This is a genomic window from Nocardia sp. NPDC055053, from assembly GCF_053608285.1.
The window spans coordinates 187,096-203,163 of record NZ_JBSGVD010000012.1 but is presented as its reverse complement, the minus strand read 5'-3'; the positions used below and the strand labels follow the sequence as shown (position 1 = coordinate 203,163).

Genomic DNA, 16,068 nt, shown 5'->3' with positions numbered 1-16,068 from the left:
ATCAGGCGCCGCGCAGGCGACGAAGGAGCAAGCAACGGTGCCTGATCGGCGGGACAGGAGGGGCCGCGACTCGAGCGCGCCAGCGCTCCAGGATTACCGGGTGAAGAACCAGGCGATGACGACGAGAACGAGCAGGGCAAACAGGGCGAGCTGAACGCGGGAACGTGGCATCAGCGGGCACCGCTGCCGACGGTCGGGCGCGCGGCGGCGACGGGTACCGGCGCGGCGGCCGTGACCGGCACGGCGGCCGGGATCGACGGCTCGATGCGATCATCGCGGCCGAGCAGGCGGAAGACCGCCCGCAGGGCGCGGTCGAGCACAAAGGCGATGGCGAAGCTGATCGGGACCATGCCGACCAGCACGACGAGGAACTGGGGGATGAAGGGCAGCCCGGCTACCCAGAGTTCGAAGCCGTCCCACCAACCTGCGATGCGTTGCACGCCGACCACACTAGTCGGTGACCGTGAACGGGCGAATCGGCGTGGCTGTGACCGGCGGAACAGCATTGTCGACGCGGCAACGGGTGGACGAGGGCGGGCAGCGCGCTGATGATGGGGTATGGAGTCTTCCAGCGCCGACAGCCTGCCGATTCTGAGCCCGGTCTCCTCCAGCGGCCGTCGCGGTGCCTTCCCGCCGATCGACGACTACGCCTTTCTCTCCGATTGTGAGACGAACTGCCTGATCGCCAGCAGCGGCTCGGTGGAGTGGATGTGTGTCCCCCGGCCCGACGCCCCCAGCGTGTTCGGCGCCATCCTCGACCGCAGCGCCGGGCACTTCCGGATCGGGCCCTACGGCAAGCACGTGCCCGCCGCGCGGCGGTACCTGCCGGGCGGGATGATCCTCGAGACGACCTGGCAGACCGAGACCGGCTGGCTGATCGTGCGCGACGCGCTGGTCCTCGGCCCGTGGCACAACAATATGGCCCGCTCCAAGACCCACCGCCGCACCCCGATGGACTGGGACGCCGAGCACATGCTGCTGCGGACGGTGAAATGTGTCAGCGGCACAGTCGAATTGGAGATGAGCTGCCAGCCCTCGTTCGACTATCACCGCGGCGGCGCACGCTGGGAATACACCGGCAAGGTCTACGAGGAGGTGACGGCGGTATCGGTGAACCATCCCGAGACCGGACCGTCCCTGGTGCTCACCACCGACCTGCGGATCGGTCTGGAGGGCAGGGAGGCGCGGGCGCGCACGCGGATGAGTGAGGGCGATTCGGTGTTCGTCGCGCTGTCCTGGTCGGATCTGCCCGCTCCCGCCACCTTCGACGAGGCGGCGAGGAAGATGTGGACGACCGCCGAATGCTGGCGCCGCTGGATCACGCTCGGTGATTTCCCCGACCATCCGTGGCGCAGCTACCTGCAGCGCAGCGCGCTGACACTGAAGGGCCTCACCTACGCGCCGACCGGCGCGCTGCTGGCCGCCGCCACCACCTCGCTGCCGGAAACCCCCGGCGGAGAGCGCAACTGGGACTACCGCTACACCTGGGTGCGCGACTCCAGCTTCGCGCTGTGGGGTCTGTACACCCTCGGCCTGGACCGCGAGGCCAACGACTTCTTCAACTTCCTCAACGACGCGACCACCGGCGACAACGGTGACGCGCTGCCCCTGCAGGTGCTCTACGGCATCGGCGGCGAACGCCGGATCACCGAGGAGATCCTGCCCAACCTGTCCGGCTACGACAACTCGCGGCCGGTGCGTATCGGCAACGCCGCCTACAACCAGGACCAGCACGACATCTGGGGCACCATGCTCGATGCCGTGTACCTGCACGTGAAATCCCTTCAGCAAGTGCCGGAATCACTCTGGCCGATGCTGGAACGGACCGTGAACGCCGCGATCTCGCGCTGGCGCGAACCCGATCGCGGCATCTGGGAGGTGCGCGGCGAGCCACAGCAGTTCACCTCGTCGAAGGTGATGTGCTGGGTCGCCCTCGACCGTGGCGCCCGGCTGGCCCAGCTGCACGGCCAGTACGAGCGGGCCTACGAGTGGTTCGACATCGCCGAGGAGATCCGCGAGGACGTGCTCACCAACGGCGTCGACGAGGACGGCGTGTTCACCCAGACCTACGGCAGCCGAACCCTCGACGCGTCGCTGCTGCTGGTGGTGCTGACCCGGTTCCTGCCGCCGGACGACTACCGCGTGAAGGCGACCGTGCTCGCCATCGCCGACCGGCTCACCGTGCACGGCCTGGTGCTGCGCTACGACACCGACACCACCGACGACGGGCTCACCGGCGAGGAGGGCACGTTCACCATCTGCTCGTTCTGGCTGGTGTCGGCGCTGGTGGAGATCGGCGAACTCGAACGCGCCACCCAGCTGTGCGAGCGGCTGCTCGGCCTGGCCAGCCCGCTGCGCCTCTACGCCGAGGAGATCGACCCGCACACCGGCAGGCACCTGGGCAACTTCCCGCAGGCGTTCACCCACCTGGCGCTGATCAACGCGGTGACCCACGTGATCAGGGCCGAGGACTCCCGCCAGGCCGGTCAGTTCCAGCCCGCGCACACGCCGTCGAACCGGTCTGCCTGAGCGTCAGTACGCGAGGCGCTCGGCGCGTTCCCTGAGCCCGGCCAGCGTGCGCAGGCCCGCGTCGATCTCGGTGATGCGCAGTTCGCGGTGGTCGCCGTAGCGCAGGCCGGTCTCCTCGGCCGCGCGCAGCGCCTCCTCGGCGGTGCGGCCCACCTCGGCGGCGATCTCGGTGTAGTGGTCGCGCAGCACCCGCTGCAGGGTGCGCAGGCGGTTGCGGGATTCCTTGCCCACCTGGAAGATCACGTCGTCGGCCAGCCGGGCAACGGCCACCTTGGCCTCGGACTGCCTGCGCTGCTTGCGGTTGCGGCGGTCGTCCCACAGCGCGTTCACGCCCAGCAGCACGCCTGCGCCCGCGGAATACCAGTTGACCAGCGACATTCCGAGCAGGCTGGTGGCCAGACCGACCATCAGGATGCCGCCGTAGGAACCGCGCAGCGCGGAGAGCGCCTGCTGTCCGACACTGGATTTCGCGCTTTCGAGGGTCTCCAGCGGCTGCACCGGCTCGAGCACGTCGCCGGGGTTGGTCAGGCGCAGCTCGGGCAGCGGCGGGGTCCGGTTGTCCGGCGGGAACTTCGCGGCCACCTGCTCGGCGAGCTCGACGGCGCGGTAGTGCGCCATCACGAAGTTCTCCTCGACGGCCTCGCAGATCCGCGCGTCGAGCTCGGTCGCGAAATCGGACCACTTGCGCGCCGGATCGGTGCGGGCGATCTCGGCCTCGGCCTCCCGGACCAGGGTGCGTAGTCGATGCCGCAGATCGTGTTCGATGTCGGCGCTCAGCTCGGAGCTGCCGTCGACGAGGGTGACCTGCCAGGTGGCGGTGCGCTGACGCAGCTGATCGGCCTCGGCGCGGGCGGCCGCGAGTCGCTGGGTGATCTCGGCGCGCCTGCGCGGATCGCGCAGGGTGTCGGCCTCGGCCCGCAGGGTGATGCCGAGCTGATCGGTGACCAGGGCGATATCGCGCACCGCGGCGGCCACGGCGACCGAATCGGCCTGGGCGACAACGTAGTCGTGCAGGTGCTCGACGAGCTGGGGTATCCCGGACTCGATATCGCGCTGCTGGTCGCCGGTCTCCCCGGCCTGCCGGTGCAGCAGCGCCGAGACCGGGGCGACCGCGAAATTCAGTCCGGCGCCGTCGAGCAGCGCGCGGTTGCGCCGCTGGGTCAGCGACCAGTGCGGGTTGCGGTCGATCTTGGTGAGCACGCACACCACCGACGGGCACACCTGCTCGACCCGGCGCAGGTAGTCCAGCTGTGCCTCGGTCAGTTCGGCGGCGGCGTCGGCGGCGTAGAGCACCACGTCGGCGGCGGCGATCATCGACCAGGCCGCGCTCTCGTGGGTGGCGGCGCCGGGGGCGTCCATCACCACCAGGCCGTCGGCCAGCAGCGGGCTCGGCTCGGCGAACTCCGCGCGCAGCACGCCGAGGGCGGTCAGCGCGGGGCCGGGGTTCAGCGGATCGACGGGAACCCGTTCGACGCGGCCGCGCTGGGCCGACTTCACCAGCGTCGCGGCCGGCGCGGGCCCGTACTCGACGATCACCGGGACGCTCGGCTTGCCGTCGGTCGCGCTGACCGGGGTGCCGACCATGCTGTTGACCAGCGTGCTCATCCCGGCCCGCGGTTCACCGACGACGACAAGGCGAACCCTGGTGTCGCTGAGCCTGGCTCGCACCATCCCGAGCCGCGCGTCGAGGTCGTCCCGGCCGCCGCTGCGGACCAGTTCCCGCAGTTCGTCGACGAGGGACACGACCGGAGCCATCACATCCGGATGCTTCACCGTCGCGGCCTGCAGTCCGGCAGCGGCAGACAACCTGTTCCTCACTCTCGTTGCAGAGCCCGGCCGAGACTGGGACTACGTCATTTGGTCAGACGACCTGGTCGTCAGACGAAGTCATACCCATGATGTTCGGCGGGAAACGCGGCAGCCGAAAGACCGGCGCCGCCAACCCCGGAATCGAACAGTCCGGCCGACACGCCATGGTAGCTGTCGGGCTGATGATCGAACTCGGCGGCGATCGGCTTGGTGTCGATGACCGGCGGCTTCACCGGGGCAACGGTCGGCTGCACGGTCACCACCGGCGGCGGGGTGACCATGGTCGGCGGATCGATGTCGACGGTCGGCTGCTTGGTCGGCATCGTCGGCTGCTGGGTCGGGGCGGTCGGCTGCTGGGTGGGCACCGTCGCTGTCGGCTGCGAGACGGTGGGGTCGGGCACGTCGACGGTCGGCGTGCTCGGGTTGGTCGAGGGCGCCGTGACGCCACCGGTGCCCGGCTTGGTGGTGCCGATGCCGTCGTCCGGGACGGTCGGCTTGGTGCCACTGTTCCCCGCGGTCGGCGGCACGGTGATCTGGGGCTGCTTGGTGATCTCCGGCATGGTGGGGGCCGTCGTCGGCTTGGGCAGATCGGGCAGCTTCACCGTCGTCGGGGTGTCGAGATCGACCGTCGGCTGCTTGGACGGCACCGTCACCGGGACCGTCGACGGGGTGCTGCCACCGGTGACGTCCGGCATTACAACGGGTTTGGCCGGCGCGAACAGCGCGGGCACCGAGGCGGCCGGCGCGGTCAGCGGCGAGGCGGCGCCCGCACCGCCGAAGACGTTGGCGATCGGCGTCGACGCGGCATCGGGCTGGATGGTCGTCTGCAGGGGTGTGCTGACCACCGGGCTGGTGGCGACCGGGGCGGGCGCGGCGGGCGCGACCGGGGCCGGCGCGATCGGCGCGGGTGCCGGGGCGGGCGCGGTCACGGGGGTCTGAGCCAGCGCGGGCGCCGGTGCGGGAGCGGGGGCAGGCGCGGGGGCAACGCCCGACGGCGCGGTGGTCGTGCCGGGCAGGCCGACACCGGAGGACGAGGAACCGGGCAGGCTGGGGCCGGTGGGCGAGGTCATGCCGCCACCGGTGGTGTCGCCGGGGACCTTCAGTCCGTCGCCGAGCCACTTGCCGTAGTCGTCGAGCTGATCGCCGACCTGGCCGACCTGACCGGTGACCTTCATCTGCGAGGTGAACCACACACCGTCGAGGCCGACGTGCGCGTCGACCTGCCATTCGGTGTTCACCATGGCACCGAAGCCGTCGAACATGTCGCCGATGCCGTCGAACGGTCCGTCGGCGGGCAGCGAACCGGCCGCACCGCCCACGCCGGGCAGGGCGCCGGGTCCGCCGGGCAGGCCGATGCCGTCGAAGCCGGGGATACCGACACCGTTGCCGGGCAGGCCGTCGAAGCCGGGGATGCCGATGCCATGGCCGGGCAGGCCGAAGCCGGGCGAGTTCGGCAGGCCGAACTGGTTGTCCTCGTCGTCGGCGAAGCCGGGCTGGACCGGCGCGTAGCCGGGGAGTCCGAAGCCGGACGAGTTGTCGCCGGGGATGCGGATGTCGGTCTCGCCGTCGGAGCCGGGAATCTCTGGGCGCCACTCGGATTCGGTGGAGCGGGCGACCATCGAGACGTCGGGCGCGGCGGGCGGATGCGCGGCGAACGGTGCGTGCGGCGCCACGGGCGCGGGCAGATCCGCGAGGTCGGGGAACGTCACGACCGGGCTCGGCGCGTCCGGGCTCGGATCGGCGGGGACCTGCGAGGACCAGCCCGCGTAGCGGCTGTCGGCGTTGCTGTCGGCGTTGCTGGAGTCGGTGCCGTTCGCGGCGACCAGAGCGCCACCGGTGACGTAGGCGCCTGCCCGGGCTACCCGGGCGACGCCGTTGGCGACGCGGTAGGCGGTGTCGGTCCCTTCTGCGCGCGCGGCACCGTCATCGAAATCCAGATCACGCGTCATCAATGCTCCAACACTCGCATCACTGTCGGCCCCCCACCACGGTCGAGGCGAAGTGAAGATCATCCAACACTATTACCGGAACGCCGAACTGTCGTTTCGACCAGAACGGTTGGTACCACCTTATGGCGAGCAACGTATTTCGGCGACCCAGTGGAATCGGGGGGTCGCGATCCCAAGAGAACTCTAACGATTGCTCAACGGAGCGTGAAGATCGGCTGCTTAGCGTCGGTTTCGCCGGTCGAGCCGACCGGCCGAAATCCCACTCGAGGAGCCGAAGACCATGACCGTCATCACCCAACGCCGCCGCGCCCGCGCCGTCGCCCTCGTCGGCGGCTTCGCGCTGCTGACCGGCACCATCGCGGGCGTCGCGGGCGCCGCGACCGCCGATCCCGCTGTGACCAGGGAGATCGGGCCCGAGCAGACACTGATCATCTGCTCCGCGCCCGGCGCACCCGGCGTGCCCGCGCTGCCGCTGCTGCCGAACGGGGTGGCACCGGGAGCGCGCATCCACCTCGAGCACTTCGAGGGCGAGCCCGCCACACCGCTGCCCGCACTGCCCGCGCGGCCGGGTGACCCGAGCGTCGAGCTGCCTGCCGACTGCGAGCGCGCCGACGCGCCGGGTGGCGTCGTGGTGATCCGCCCGCCGCACGTGCGCTGACCAGGAGAAACGATGGATCGCACTAGGGTGGCCAGATGACCGGACAGCAGATCTTGGTCGTCGACGACGAGGTCAGGGTGCTGGCGTCGCTGCGGCGCGGCCTCGAACTCTCGGGCTTCGACGTCGTCACCGCTGGTGACGGCGCGCGAGCGCTCGCCCTGGTGCGCTCCGCCGCGCCCGACGCCATGGTCCTCGACGTGAACATGCCCGAGCTCGACGGCGTCGGCGTGGTCACCGCCCTGCGGGCGATGGGCAACGACATCCCCATCTGCGTGCTCAGCGCCCGCAGCGCGGTGAGCGACCGGATCGCGGCGCTCGAGCGCGGCGCCGACGACTACCTCACCAAACCGTTCGACCTGGGCGAGCTGGTCGCCCGGCTGCGCGCGCTGCTGCGCCGCAGTGCCGCAACCGCTGTGCCGCAGGGCAAGACGGTACGGGTGGGCGCGGTGGACATCGATCTGGCCGGCCATCGGGTGCACGCGGGTGGGCGGCAGGTCGAGCTCACCAAACGCGAGTTCGAGCTGCTGGCGATGCTCGCCGACAATGTGGGCATCGTGCTCGGGCGCGAGCAGATCCTGTCCGCCGTCTGGGGTTACGACTTCGCCACCGATACCAATGTGGTCGACGTGTTCGTCTCGTATCTGCGGCGCAAGCTCGAGACCGGCGGCGTTGCGCGGGTCGTGCACACGGTGCGCGGCGTCGGATTCGTCCTGCGCGAGCGCCCGTGAGCACCGGGTCGTGGTCGCTGCGGATGCGGGTGGCCGTGGTGTCGGCGGTGGTCGCCGCGCTGGTGGCGATCACCCTCGGGCTCACCTACGCGGCACTGCTGAAGGTGGCGGGCACCCGGCAGCTCGATCAGACGGTGTCGACGATGCACGTCCAGGTGGCCGAGCGGCTCGACGGTGTTCCCGCCCTGCCCATTCCGGTGCCGACGGATATGCGCCCGTTCCCTGATGCCACCGCGCTGCCAGGGCCGCCGATGACCGTGCCGACCGACCCCGCGCTGGCTCAGGTCCAGGGCGCGCCCGGCCTGCTGGTCCGGCTGAATCCCGATCGCGACCTGGTCGGCGCGGCGATCACCCGCAGCCAGCTGATCGGCCTCGGCATCGGCGTCGCCGGTGTGCTGGTGGCCGCCGGATTGGGATGGGTGCTGGCCGGTTTCGCCGCGCGACCGTTGCGCAGGCTGGCCACCGCCACCCACGAGATCGACACCCTCGACGAGCTCCCACCGCTGTCGGGCCGCGGCGCCAGGGAAGCCGAGGAACTCTCCGACGCGATCACCCGGATGCTGGCACGGCTCGAGACCGCGCACGGCGAGACCAGGCAGGCACTGGCAGGCGCCCGCGATTTCGCCGCGGTCTGCGCGCACGAACTGCGCACCCCGCTCACGGCGATGCGCACCGACCTGCAGGTCCTCGCCGGTGACGACCTCCCCACCGACCAGCGCGGCGCCGTCCTCGCCGACGTCCTGGCCGCCGAACGCCAGATCGAGCGCACACTCACCGATCTCGAACGTCTCGCCGTCGGCGAGCTGACCGGCACGGACGCGTTCGAACCGTTCGAGCTGTGCGAAACCCTCGATCGCGCCGTCCAGAACGCCCGGCGCGCGCAACCCGGCGTCGACATCACCCTGACCGCCTGCGACCCGGTCCCGATGACCGGCCTGCCCGGCGGCATCATGCTGATCGTCACCAACGCTGTCGCCAACGCGGTCCTGCACGGAGACGCCACCGAGATCGCCGTGGCGGCGAGCACCGGCCCCGACGGGATCGAGATCACCATCGACGACAACGGCGCGGGCATACCGGAGCACCTGTCCCCCACCGCCTTCGACCGTTTCGCCAAACGCCCGGGCTCCCCCGGTTCGGGTCTGGGTCTGGCCCTGGTCCGTCAGCAGGCCGAATTACACGGCGGCACCGCCGAACTCACCGAAAGCCCGCTCGGCGGGACGCGCCTGCTGGTGCGCGTCACCGCCGAACCGGGCTGAGGGCTACTTACCCTTGGGCTTGTCCGACGCCGCGTCCGAGGACAGCGCGGCCACGAAGGCCTCCTGCGGCACGTCGACCCGGCCGATGGTCTTCATGCGCTTCTTGCCTTCCTTCTGCTTCTCGAGCAGCTTGCGCTTACGGCTGATGTCACCGCCGTAGCACTTGGCGAGCACGTCCTTACGGATCGCCCTGATGTTCTCGCGCGCGATGATCTTCGAGCCGATCGCGGCCTGGATGGGCACCTCGAACTGCTGACGCGGGATGAGCTCGCGCAGCTTGGTGGTCATCTTGTTGCCGTAGGCCTGGGCGGCGTCCTTGTGCACGATGGCACTGAACGCGTCGACAGCCTCGCCCTGGAGCAGGATGTCGACCTTCACCAGCGCGGCCGACTGCTCGCCCGCCTCCTCGTAATCGAGCGACGCGTAACCGCGGGTCCGCGACTTGAGCGAGTCGAAGAAGTCGAAGATGATCTCGGCCATCGGCAGCGTGTAGCGCATCTCCACGCGCGTCTCCGACAGGTAGTCCATGCCGAGCAACTCGCCGCGGCGGCTCTGGCACAGCTCCATGATGGTGCCGACGAACTCGCTCGGCGCGATCACGGTGCACTTGGTGACCGGCTCGAACGTGCTGCGCACCTTGCCTTCGGGCCAGTACGACGGGTTGGTGACGATGTGCTCGGTGCTGTCTTCCATCTCGACCCGGTAGATCACGTTGGGCGCGGTGGAGATCAGGTCGAGGCCGAACTCGCGCTGCAGCCGCTCGCGGGTGATCTCCATGTGCAGCAGACCGAGGAAGCCACAGCGGAAACCGAAGCCGAGCGCCACCGAGGTCTCCGGCACGTAGGTCAGCGCCGCGTCGTTGAGCTGCAGCTTGTCCAGCGCGTCACGCAGATCCGGGTAGTCGGAGCCGTCGACCGGGTACAGGCCCGAGTAGACCATCGGGCGCGGTTCCTGGTAGCCGGCCAGTGCCGAGGTGGCGCCGTCGCGCGCGGTGGTGACGGTGTCACCGACCTTGGACTGGCGCACGTCCTTCACACCGGTGATGAGATAGCCCACCTCGCCGACGCCGAGACCCTGGGTCGGCTTGGGCTCGGGCGAGACGATGCCGATCTCGAGCAGCTCGTGCTGCGCGCCGGTGGACATCATCTTGATCTTCTGCCGCGGGGTCAGCTTGCCGTCGACCACACGCACGTAGGTGACCACGCCGCGATAGGTGTCGTAGACCGAGTCGAAGATCAGGGCGCGGGCCGGGGCGTCGGCGTCACCGACCGGCGGCGGCACCTCGGCGATCACCTTGTTCAGCAGCTCGGCCACACCGACGCCGGTCTTGCCCGACACCCGCAGCACGTCGTCGGGCTCGCAGCCCACGATGTGGGCGATCTCGGCGGCGTAGCGGTCCGGGTCGGCGGCGGGCAGGTCGATCTTGTTGAGCACCGGGATGATCGTCAGATCCTTCTCCAGCGCCAGGTACAGATTCGCCAGCGTCTGCGCCTCGATGCCCTGGGCGGCGTCGACCAGCAGGATCGCGCCCTCACAGGCCTCGAGCGCGCGCGACACCTCGTAGGTGAAGTCGACGTGGCCCGGGGTGTCGATCATGTGCAGGACATAGTCCTCGCCGTCGACATTCCACGGCAGGCGCACGTTCTGCGCCTTGATCGTGATGCCGCGCTCACGCTCGATGTCCATCCGGTCCAGGTACTGGGCGCGCATCGCCCGCTCCTCGACCACGCCGGTGAGCTGCAGCATCCGATCGGCCAGGGTCGACTTGCCGTGGTCGATGTGCGCGATGATGCAGAAGTTCCGGATCCGGGACGGATCGGTGAACGTCGTATCGGCAAAACTGGAAGCCACTCCACTCCTCGAGGGGTATCGGCGAACTGCGTCTATCGTCCCATGGGCCGAATCGCCCCCCTGTCACCGGTGCACCGAAGCGCGAGTCACCGTTATATTTCAGGGATGGCCAGCAGTTGGAACACTCTCGGCAAGCAACTCGGCGTCATCGCCAAGGAGCAGGGACCGAAGATCGTGCGCAAGCAGGGGCCGCGGCTGCTAGAGAAGCTGGTGGCGGCACTGGCGGCCAAGCCGGAACCCGCCGTCGCGGTCCGCCCGACCGCGTCGACGCCGGTTCCCACCGCCCACCGGGCCCGGCAGATCGTCTACTGCCCGCAGCTCGACGGCCGCGCCGATCCGGGCGAGATCGTGTGGACCTGGGTGCCCTACGAGGAGGACCCGTCCAACGGCAAGGACCGGCCGGTGCTGGTCGTCGGGCGCGATCGCAAGACCCTGCTCGGGCTGATGCTGTCGTCCAAAGCCGAACGCGCGCACGACCGCAACTGGGTCGGGATCGGCTCGGGTCCGTGGGACCACGACGGACGTCCCAGCTGGGTGCGGCTGGACCGGGTGCTCGACGTGCCGGAGGACGGCATCCGGCGCGAGGGCGCCATCGTCGAGCGCAAGACCTTCGACCTGGTCGCGCACCGGCTCGTCGCCGAATACAGCTGGAGCTGAACACAACAGGAAACCCCGATCCGGTGCGTGCCGGATCGGGGTTTCGTCGTTCGCCGCCTGCTAGCTCAGCACGTCCCTGGACCGCCCGAAGATCAACCCGTAGATCAGCGCCCCCAGCGCGCCACCGGCCAGCGGGAACACGACGAACACCCACACCTGACCCATCGCCCCGTCCTGATAGGGCGCCACCGCCAGACTGCGCACCGGGTTCACCGAGGTGTTGTCGATCGGCAGCGAGACCAGGTAGATCACCGTGAGGGTGACACCGATCGACAGCCCGGCCAGCGGGACATCGGAGATCTGGTCGGTGGAGGCCAGCACAACGAACACCAGCAGCGCGGTCAGCATCACCTCGACGATGATGGTCGCCGCGAGGCCGTAACCGTTCTGGACGACGACCTCACCGAGCGGACCGCGCACCGCCGAGGGGCTGTGCGGGCCCCAGCCGTTGGCGCCGAGCCCGTCGACCGACCGGTCGTACGCGGGCAAATTCTTGGCCAGGGCGAACAGCACGAGCCCGGCCAGGAAGCCGCCGATCAACTGGGCGATCACATACCCGGCGGCGCCGACTGCCGAGATCCGGCCGAGCAGCAGCTGTCCGAGCGTGACCGCCGGGTTGACGTGGCATCCCGAGATGGGCCCGATCGCGTAGACGAGGAACAGCAGCGACAGACCGAACGCGAAGGCGACGCCGAGCGAACCGACCCGGTCGCCTGCCAGCACCAGCGTGCCGACGCCACAGATCACCAGGATGAAGGTGCCGAGTCCTTCGGCGGCCCACTTCTTCGGCTCGGATACGACCTCGGGTTCGACGAGTTCCTGTGCAGTGGGCATCGGCCACCACCTCTCCGGGAGGAATCATCCCCGCGGCGAGCGGGGTCCGCACGAGCGAACTGGACATTACGCCAGGCGGGTGACCTCCACAACGACCTCGAGGTCGGTCGAGCCGCCGCCGGAGAAAACCCCTTTCAGCGGTGGCACATCCGCGTAATCGCGGCCGACGCCGACCGAGACGTGCTGCTCGTTGACGGCCAGATTGTTGGTCGGGTCATAGCCCCACCACTGCCCGGTCCAGGCTTCCACCCAGGCATGCGACTGCCCCGCCACCGTCTCGCCGATCCCAGCCCCCGGCTTCGGATGCAGATACCCGGAGACGTACCGGCTGGGAATTCCCATGCTGCGCAACAACACCAGCGTCAGATGCGCGTAGTCCTGGCAGACGCCACGCCGCTCGCCGAAGGCCTCCACCGCCGAGGTGTGCACCGACGTCGTGCCCGCGATGTAGTCCATCTCCTTGTGCACCCACTCGGCGGCGCGCACCACCGCCTTGGCCGGCTCCTCCCCGCGGGCGAGCTGCCGGGCGACGGTCGCGAGCTTGCGGTCACGCGGCACATAGGCGGTGGGGCCGAGCATTTCGTCGAAGCGATCGACGATCCGCCCGCCGCGCAGTTCGTCCCAGGTCAGTTCCCCGGTCGGTTCGGCGAACGGTTCGGTCTCCACCACCGACGACCCGGTGACCTCCAGTTCGGTGTGCGGCGCGTGCAGGTCGAACGCGGTGACCGCGGTGCCCCAGTAGTCGGTGTAGCGATACGACCTGGTGGCCGGCACGGTTTCGACGCGATTGAGGATCACGTTCTGCCTGCTGTCCGCGCGCGGGGTCAGCCTGGCCTCGTTGAACGACCGCGTCACCGGCGCGGCGTAGACATAACCGGTGGTGTGCACCACCCTGATTCGCCAACTCACAGCTCCCCCTCCACCTGCACGCGCCCGTCGGAGCTGCTGCGCACATCGGTCCACGCCACCCACGGTGCGGCATGGAAGTACTGGCGGGACACGGCCTCGCTCACCTCGCGGCACGATTTCTGCAGCGCGAGCAGCCGGTTCTGCAGGTCCTCCAGCAGCACACCGGGCGGCAGGAATTCGAGTTCGCTGCGGGCCCGGCCGAGGACGCGCTGCGCCTCGTGCCGCGCGCCGACGCGGCTGCCCGGCCGCTGGTCGAGCTCGGTCAGGCAGGCCTCGGCGACGCGCAGCGTGTGGAACACCGAGCGCGGGAAAAGCCGGTCGATCAGGATGAATTCGGCGACCCTCGCCGCGTCGAGCGCACCGCGGTGGGTGCGCAGATAGGTGTCGTGGGCGCCCGCCGAGCGCAGCACCGTCACCCAGGCGGGCGAGGAGGTGCGGTCGCCCGCGCGCGAGAGCAGCAGGCGCACCATCATGTCCACGCGTTCGATGGACCGGCCGAGCAGCAGGAACCGGTAGCCGTCGTCGCGCGAGAGCGTCGAGTCGGTCAGTCCGGTGAACATCGCGGCCCGGTCCTTGATGTAGGAGAAGAACTCGTGCGGGCCGAGGCCGCGCGCCGCCTTCTCCGCCGCCGCCAGCCCGTTGTAGGTGGCGTTGAGGCATTCCCACATCTCACTGGAGGTGACTTCGCGTGCGCCACGGGCGTTTTCGCGGGCCTTGCCGATCGAGTCGCTGATCGAGACGCCGTGGTCGTGGCTGAACGCGACGAGATCGGTCACCGACCACACGTCAAGGCGCAGGCCATCGGGCGGTTCGATGCCGAGCACCTTCAACAGCACGCGGGAGGTCCGGTCGGCGTCGACGGTGGCGTCTTCGAGCAGCTGGTGCACGGCGACGTCGAGGATGCGCGCGGTGTCGTCGGCGCGCTCGACGTATCGGCCGATCCAGAAGAGGGATTCGGCGTTACGAGCAAGCATGTGTGTTATTCCCCGATCAGCCGCTGCGTCTGTTGTTGTTGCTGCTGTTGCTGATTGGCCTGCGGCGCGCTGAGCTCGCGGCCGATCTCGAACGAATCGGCCTGCGGCGGATCACTCACCAGTTCCGGGCCCGCCAGCTCCCGGTCGACCGGGCCGGAGCGGCCCGCCAGCACCCAGGTGTCCTTGCTGCCGCCGCCCTGGCTGGAGTTCACCACCAGCGAGCCCGCGGGCAGCGCGACCCGGGTGAGCCCGCCGGGCAGCACCCAGATGTCCTCGCCGTCGTTGACCGCGAACGGGCGCAGGTCCACGTGCCGGGGCGCCAGGTCGTTGCCGATCTTGGTCGGCACCGTGGACAGCTGCACCACCGGCTGGGCGATCCAGCCGCGCGGGTCGGCCTTGATCTTGCGCCTGATCGTCTCCAGCTCACGCGGCGTCGCGTCGGGCCCGATGACGATGCCGTAGCCGCCCGACCCCTCGACCGGTTTGACCACCAGCTCGCCGACCCGGTCGAGCACTTCCGCGCGTTCGTCGTCGAGCCAGCAGCGGAAGGTGTCGACATTGGGCAGGATCGGCTTCTCACCGAGGTAGTACTCGATGATCGTCGGCACGTAGGTGTAGATGAGTTTGTCGTCACCGACGCCGTTGCCGACCGCGCTGGAGATCACCACATTGCCCGCGCGGGCGGCATTGAGGACGCCGGCGATGCCGAGCACCGAGTCCGGCCGGAAGTGCATGGGGTCGAGGAAGGTGTCGTCGATCCGCCGGTAGATCACGTCGACCTGCCGCTCACCCGCCGTCGTCCGCATATAGACGACATTGTCGCGGCAGAACAGGTCGCGGCCCTCGACCAGTTCCACGCCCATCTGCCTGGCCAGGAGCGAATGCTCGAAGTAGGCGGAGTTGTGCACGCCGGGGGTGAGCACGACCACGGTCGGGTCGGCCTCGTTCGGCGCCGCGGAAGCCCGCAGCGCCCGGAGTAGATGGGCGGGATAGTCGCCGACCGCCCGCACCCGGTGCGAGGAGAACAGATCGGGGAAGACCCTGGCCATCGTGCGCCGGTTCTCCATCACATAGGACACCCCCGACGGCGAGCGCAGGTTGTCCTCCAGCACGCGGAAGTCGCCGCGCTCGTCGCGCACCAGGTCGATCCCGGAGACGTGGATGCGCACCCCGTTCGGCGGGACCAGGCCCGCGGCCTCGCGGTGGAAGTGCTCGCACGAGGTGACCAGCCGCTTGGGGATCACCTGATCGCGCAGGATGTTCTGCTCGCCGTAGACGTCGGCCAGGAACAACTCCAGCGCGGTCACCCGCTGCTTGATGCCGCGTTCGAGCTTGGCCCATTCCGCGGCCGCGATCACCCGCGGCACCAGGTCGAGCGGAAACGGCCGCTCCTGCCCGGACAGTGAGAAGGTGATGCCCTGGTCGATGAACGCCCGGTCCAGCGCGTCGGAGCGTTTGGCCAGATCGCCGACGTCGTTGGCCGCCATCGCGGCGTGGATGCCCCTGTACGGAGCCCGCACCCGGCCCGCCGCGTCGAACATCTCGTCGAAGGCGTCGGCGAAGCGGCCCGGACCGTACCCCTCGAACAAACCGGTGTGTACCGGGTGACCGTTCGTTCGCACCAACGCCGGTGATGCGGATCGAGCCGTACTCGGCGCTGTGGTGGAGGTCATGAGAAAAACTGTGCATCACCCGGGAGCGAGGCCGTGTGAGACACAGGTAAATTTCTCGCATCACCTGAAACGGGTGAAATCCGCCTCGGGCGCACGACGGCGCGGTCGATGCCCGATTTCGCCCGGCGGTGCCGAGCTGGTAACCTCGATCTTCGGCGCGGTGTTACCCGTAGTTCAGCACCATCTGCTGCATCGTGGGCGCGCGCCCGACGAGCTTTCAAGGCATACCACCCAGCGA

The 16,068-nt window shown here is 69.6% G+C and carries 13 protein-coding genes; 5 read left to right on the top strand and 8 right to left on the bottom strand.

Going from position 1 to position 16,068, the window contains the following annotated elements; all coding sequences use genetic code 11:
* Window positions 1-170 precede the first annotated feature (170 nt).
* A complete protein-coding gene (locus ACWF82_RS15800) occupies window positions 171-440 on the bottom strand; it encodes a hypothetical protein (protein WP_452501734.1) in 270 nt (89 codons plus the stop codon).
* A 118-nt stretch (window positions 441-558) separates the two neighbouring features.
* Here ACWF82_RS15800 and ACWF82_RS15795 point away from each other — a divergent pair, with 118 nt between their 5' ends.
* On the top strand, window positions 559-2,529 hold the full coding sequence (locus tag ACWF82_RS15795) for a glycoside hydrolase family 15 protein (protein ID WP_452501732.1): 1,971 nt from the start codon (window positions 559-561) through the stop codon (window positions 2,527-2,529).
* A 3-nt stretch (window positions 2,530-2,532) separates the two neighbouring features.
* On the opposite strand, the gene ACWF82_RS15790 is transcribed toward ACWF82_RS15795, so the two are convergent.
* Window positions 2,533-4,335, bottom strand: a complete 1,803-nt coding sequence (locus ACWF82_RS15790; RefSeq protein ID WP_452501730.1) for a hypothetical protein — start codon at window positions 4,333-4,335, stop codon at window positions 2,533-2,535.
* Window positions 4,336-4,406: 71 nt separating this feature from the next.
* The gene (locus ACWF82_RS15785; RefSeq protein ID WP_452501729.1) at window positions 4,407-6,287 is read right to left on the bottom strand and encodes a hypothetical protein; all 1,881 of its coding nucleotides are present in this window, start codon (window positions 6,285-6,287) and stop codon (window positions 4,407-4,409) included.
* A gap of 280 nt (window positions 6,288-6,567) precedes the next feature.
* Here ACWF82_RS15785 and ACWF82_RS15780 point away from each other — a divergent pair, with 280 nt between their 5' ends.
* Genes ACWF82_RS15780 through ACWF82_RS15770 form a run of 3 tightly spaced genes read left to right on the top strand, consistent with a single transcriptional unit; the run spans window position 6,568 to window position 8,932 of the window.
* Window positions 6,568-6,945, top strand: coding sequence for a hypothetical protein (locus ACWF82_RS15780; protein ID WP_452501728.1), 378 nt, complete (start codon window positions 6,568-6,570; stop codon window positions 6,943-6,945).
* Window positions 6,946-6,980: 35 nt separating this feature from the next.
* Window positions 6,981-7,673: a response regulator transcription factor gene (locus ACWF82_RS15775; RefSeq protein WP_452501726.1), complete on the top strand. Its 693-nt coding sequence runs from the start codon at window positions 6,981-6,983 to the stop codon at window positions 7,671-7,673.
* Window positions 7,670-8,932, top strand: coding sequence for a HAMP domain-containing sensor histidine kinase (locus ACWF82_RS15770; RefSeq protein WP_452501724.1), 1,263 nt, complete (start codon window positions 7,670-7,672; stop codon window positions 8,930-8,932). The genes ACWF82_RS15775 and ACWF82_RS15770 overlap by 4 nt, the downstream gene beginning before the upstream one ends.
* Before the next feature lie 3 nt (window positions 8,933-8,935).
* On the opposite strand, the gene lepA is transcribed toward ACWF82_RS15770, so the two are convergent.
* On the bottom strand, window positions 8,936-10,783 hold the full coding sequence (lepA, locus tag ACWF82_RS15765; protein WP_452501722.1) for a translation elongation factor 4: 1,848 nt from the start codon (window positions 10,781-10,783) through the stop codon (window positions 8,936-8,938).
* Between the two features lie 105 nt (window positions 10,784-10,888).
* On the opposite strand from lepA, the gene ACWF82_RS15760 reads away from it, so the two are divergent.
* Entirely contained in the window at window positions 10,889-11,440 is a 552-nt protein-coding gene (locus tag ACWF82_RS15760; RefSeq protein WP_379305007.1) for a type II toxin-antitoxin system PemK/MazF family toxin, read from the top strand.
* Between the two features lie 60 nt (window positions 11,441-11,500).
* Here ACWF82_RS15760 and ACWF82_RS15755 read toward each other — a convergent pair whose 3' ends face one another.
* From ACWF82_RS15755 to ACWF82_RS15740, 4 genes are all read right to left on the bottom strand, one after another.
* Window positions 11,501-12,274, bottom strand: coding sequence for an aquaporin (locus ACWF82_RS15755; RefSeq protein ID WP_452501720.1), 774 nt, complete (start codon window positions 12,272-12,274; stop codon window positions 11,501-11,503).
* Window positions 12,275-12,340: 66 nt separating this feature from the next.
* Window positions 12,341-13,183 (bottom strand): transglutaminase family protein, encoded by an 843-nt coding sequence (locus tag ACWF82_RS15750; protein ID WP_452501718.1) that lies wholly within the window; start codon window positions 13,181-13,183, stop codon window positions 12,341-12,343.
* On the bottom strand, window positions 13,180-14,157 hold the full coding sequence (locus tag ACWF82_RS15745) for an alpha-E domain-containing protein (RefSeq protein WP_379305013.1): 978 nt from the start codon (window positions 14,155-14,157) through the stop codon (window positions 13,180-13,182). Before ACWF82_RS15745 ends, ACWF82_RS15750 begins: the two co-directional genes overlap by 4 nt.
* A gap of 5 nt (window positions 14,158-14,162) precedes the next feature.
* Window positions 14,163-15,830, bottom strand: coding sequence for a circularly permuted type 2 ATP-grasp protein (locus ACWF82_RS15740; RefSeq protein WP_452501716.1), 1,668 nt, complete (start codon window positions 15,828-15,830; stop codon window positions 14,163-14,165).
* Between the last annotated feature and the right edge of the window lie 238 nt (window positions 15,831-16,068).

What these genes read in the sequence shown, in the direction of transcription:
- ACWF82_RS15760 (WP_379305007.1), top strand. Translation starts at nt 10,889, where the DNA reads ATGGCCAGCAGTTGGAACACTCTCGGCAAGCAACTCGGCGTCATCGCC.
- ACWF82_RS15785 (WP_452501729.1), bottom strand. Translation starts at nt 6,287, where the DNA reads ATGACGCGTGATCTGGATTTCGATGACGGTGCCGCGCGCGCAGAAGGG.
- ACWF82_RS15745 (WP_379305013.1), bottom strand. Translation starts at nt 14,157, where the DNA reads ATGCTTGCTCGTAACGCCGAATCCCTCTTCTGGATCGGCCGATACGTC.
- ACWF82_RS15775 (WP_452501726.1), top strand. Translation starts at nt 6,981, where the DNA reads ATGACCGGACAGCAGATCTTGGTCGTCGACGACGAGGTCAGGGTGCTG.
- ACWF82_RS15795 (WP_452501732.1), top strand. Translation starts at nt 559, where the DNA reads ATGGAGTCTTCCAGCGCCGACAGCCTGCCGATTCTGAGCCCGGTCTCC.
- ACWF82_RS15755 (WP_452501720.1), bottom strand. Translation starts at nt 12,274, where the DNA reads ATGCCCACTGCACAGGAACTCGTCGAACCCGAGGTCGTATCCGAGCCG.
- ACWF82_RS15780 (WP_452501728.1), top strand. Translation starts at nt 6,568, where the DNA reads ATGACCGTCATCACCCAACGCCGCCGCGCCCGCGCCGTCGCCCTCGTC.
- ACWF82_RS15740 (WP_452501716.1), bottom strand. Translation starts at nt 15,830, where the DNA reads ATGACCTCCACCACAGCGCCGAGTACGGCTCGATCCGCATCACCGGCG.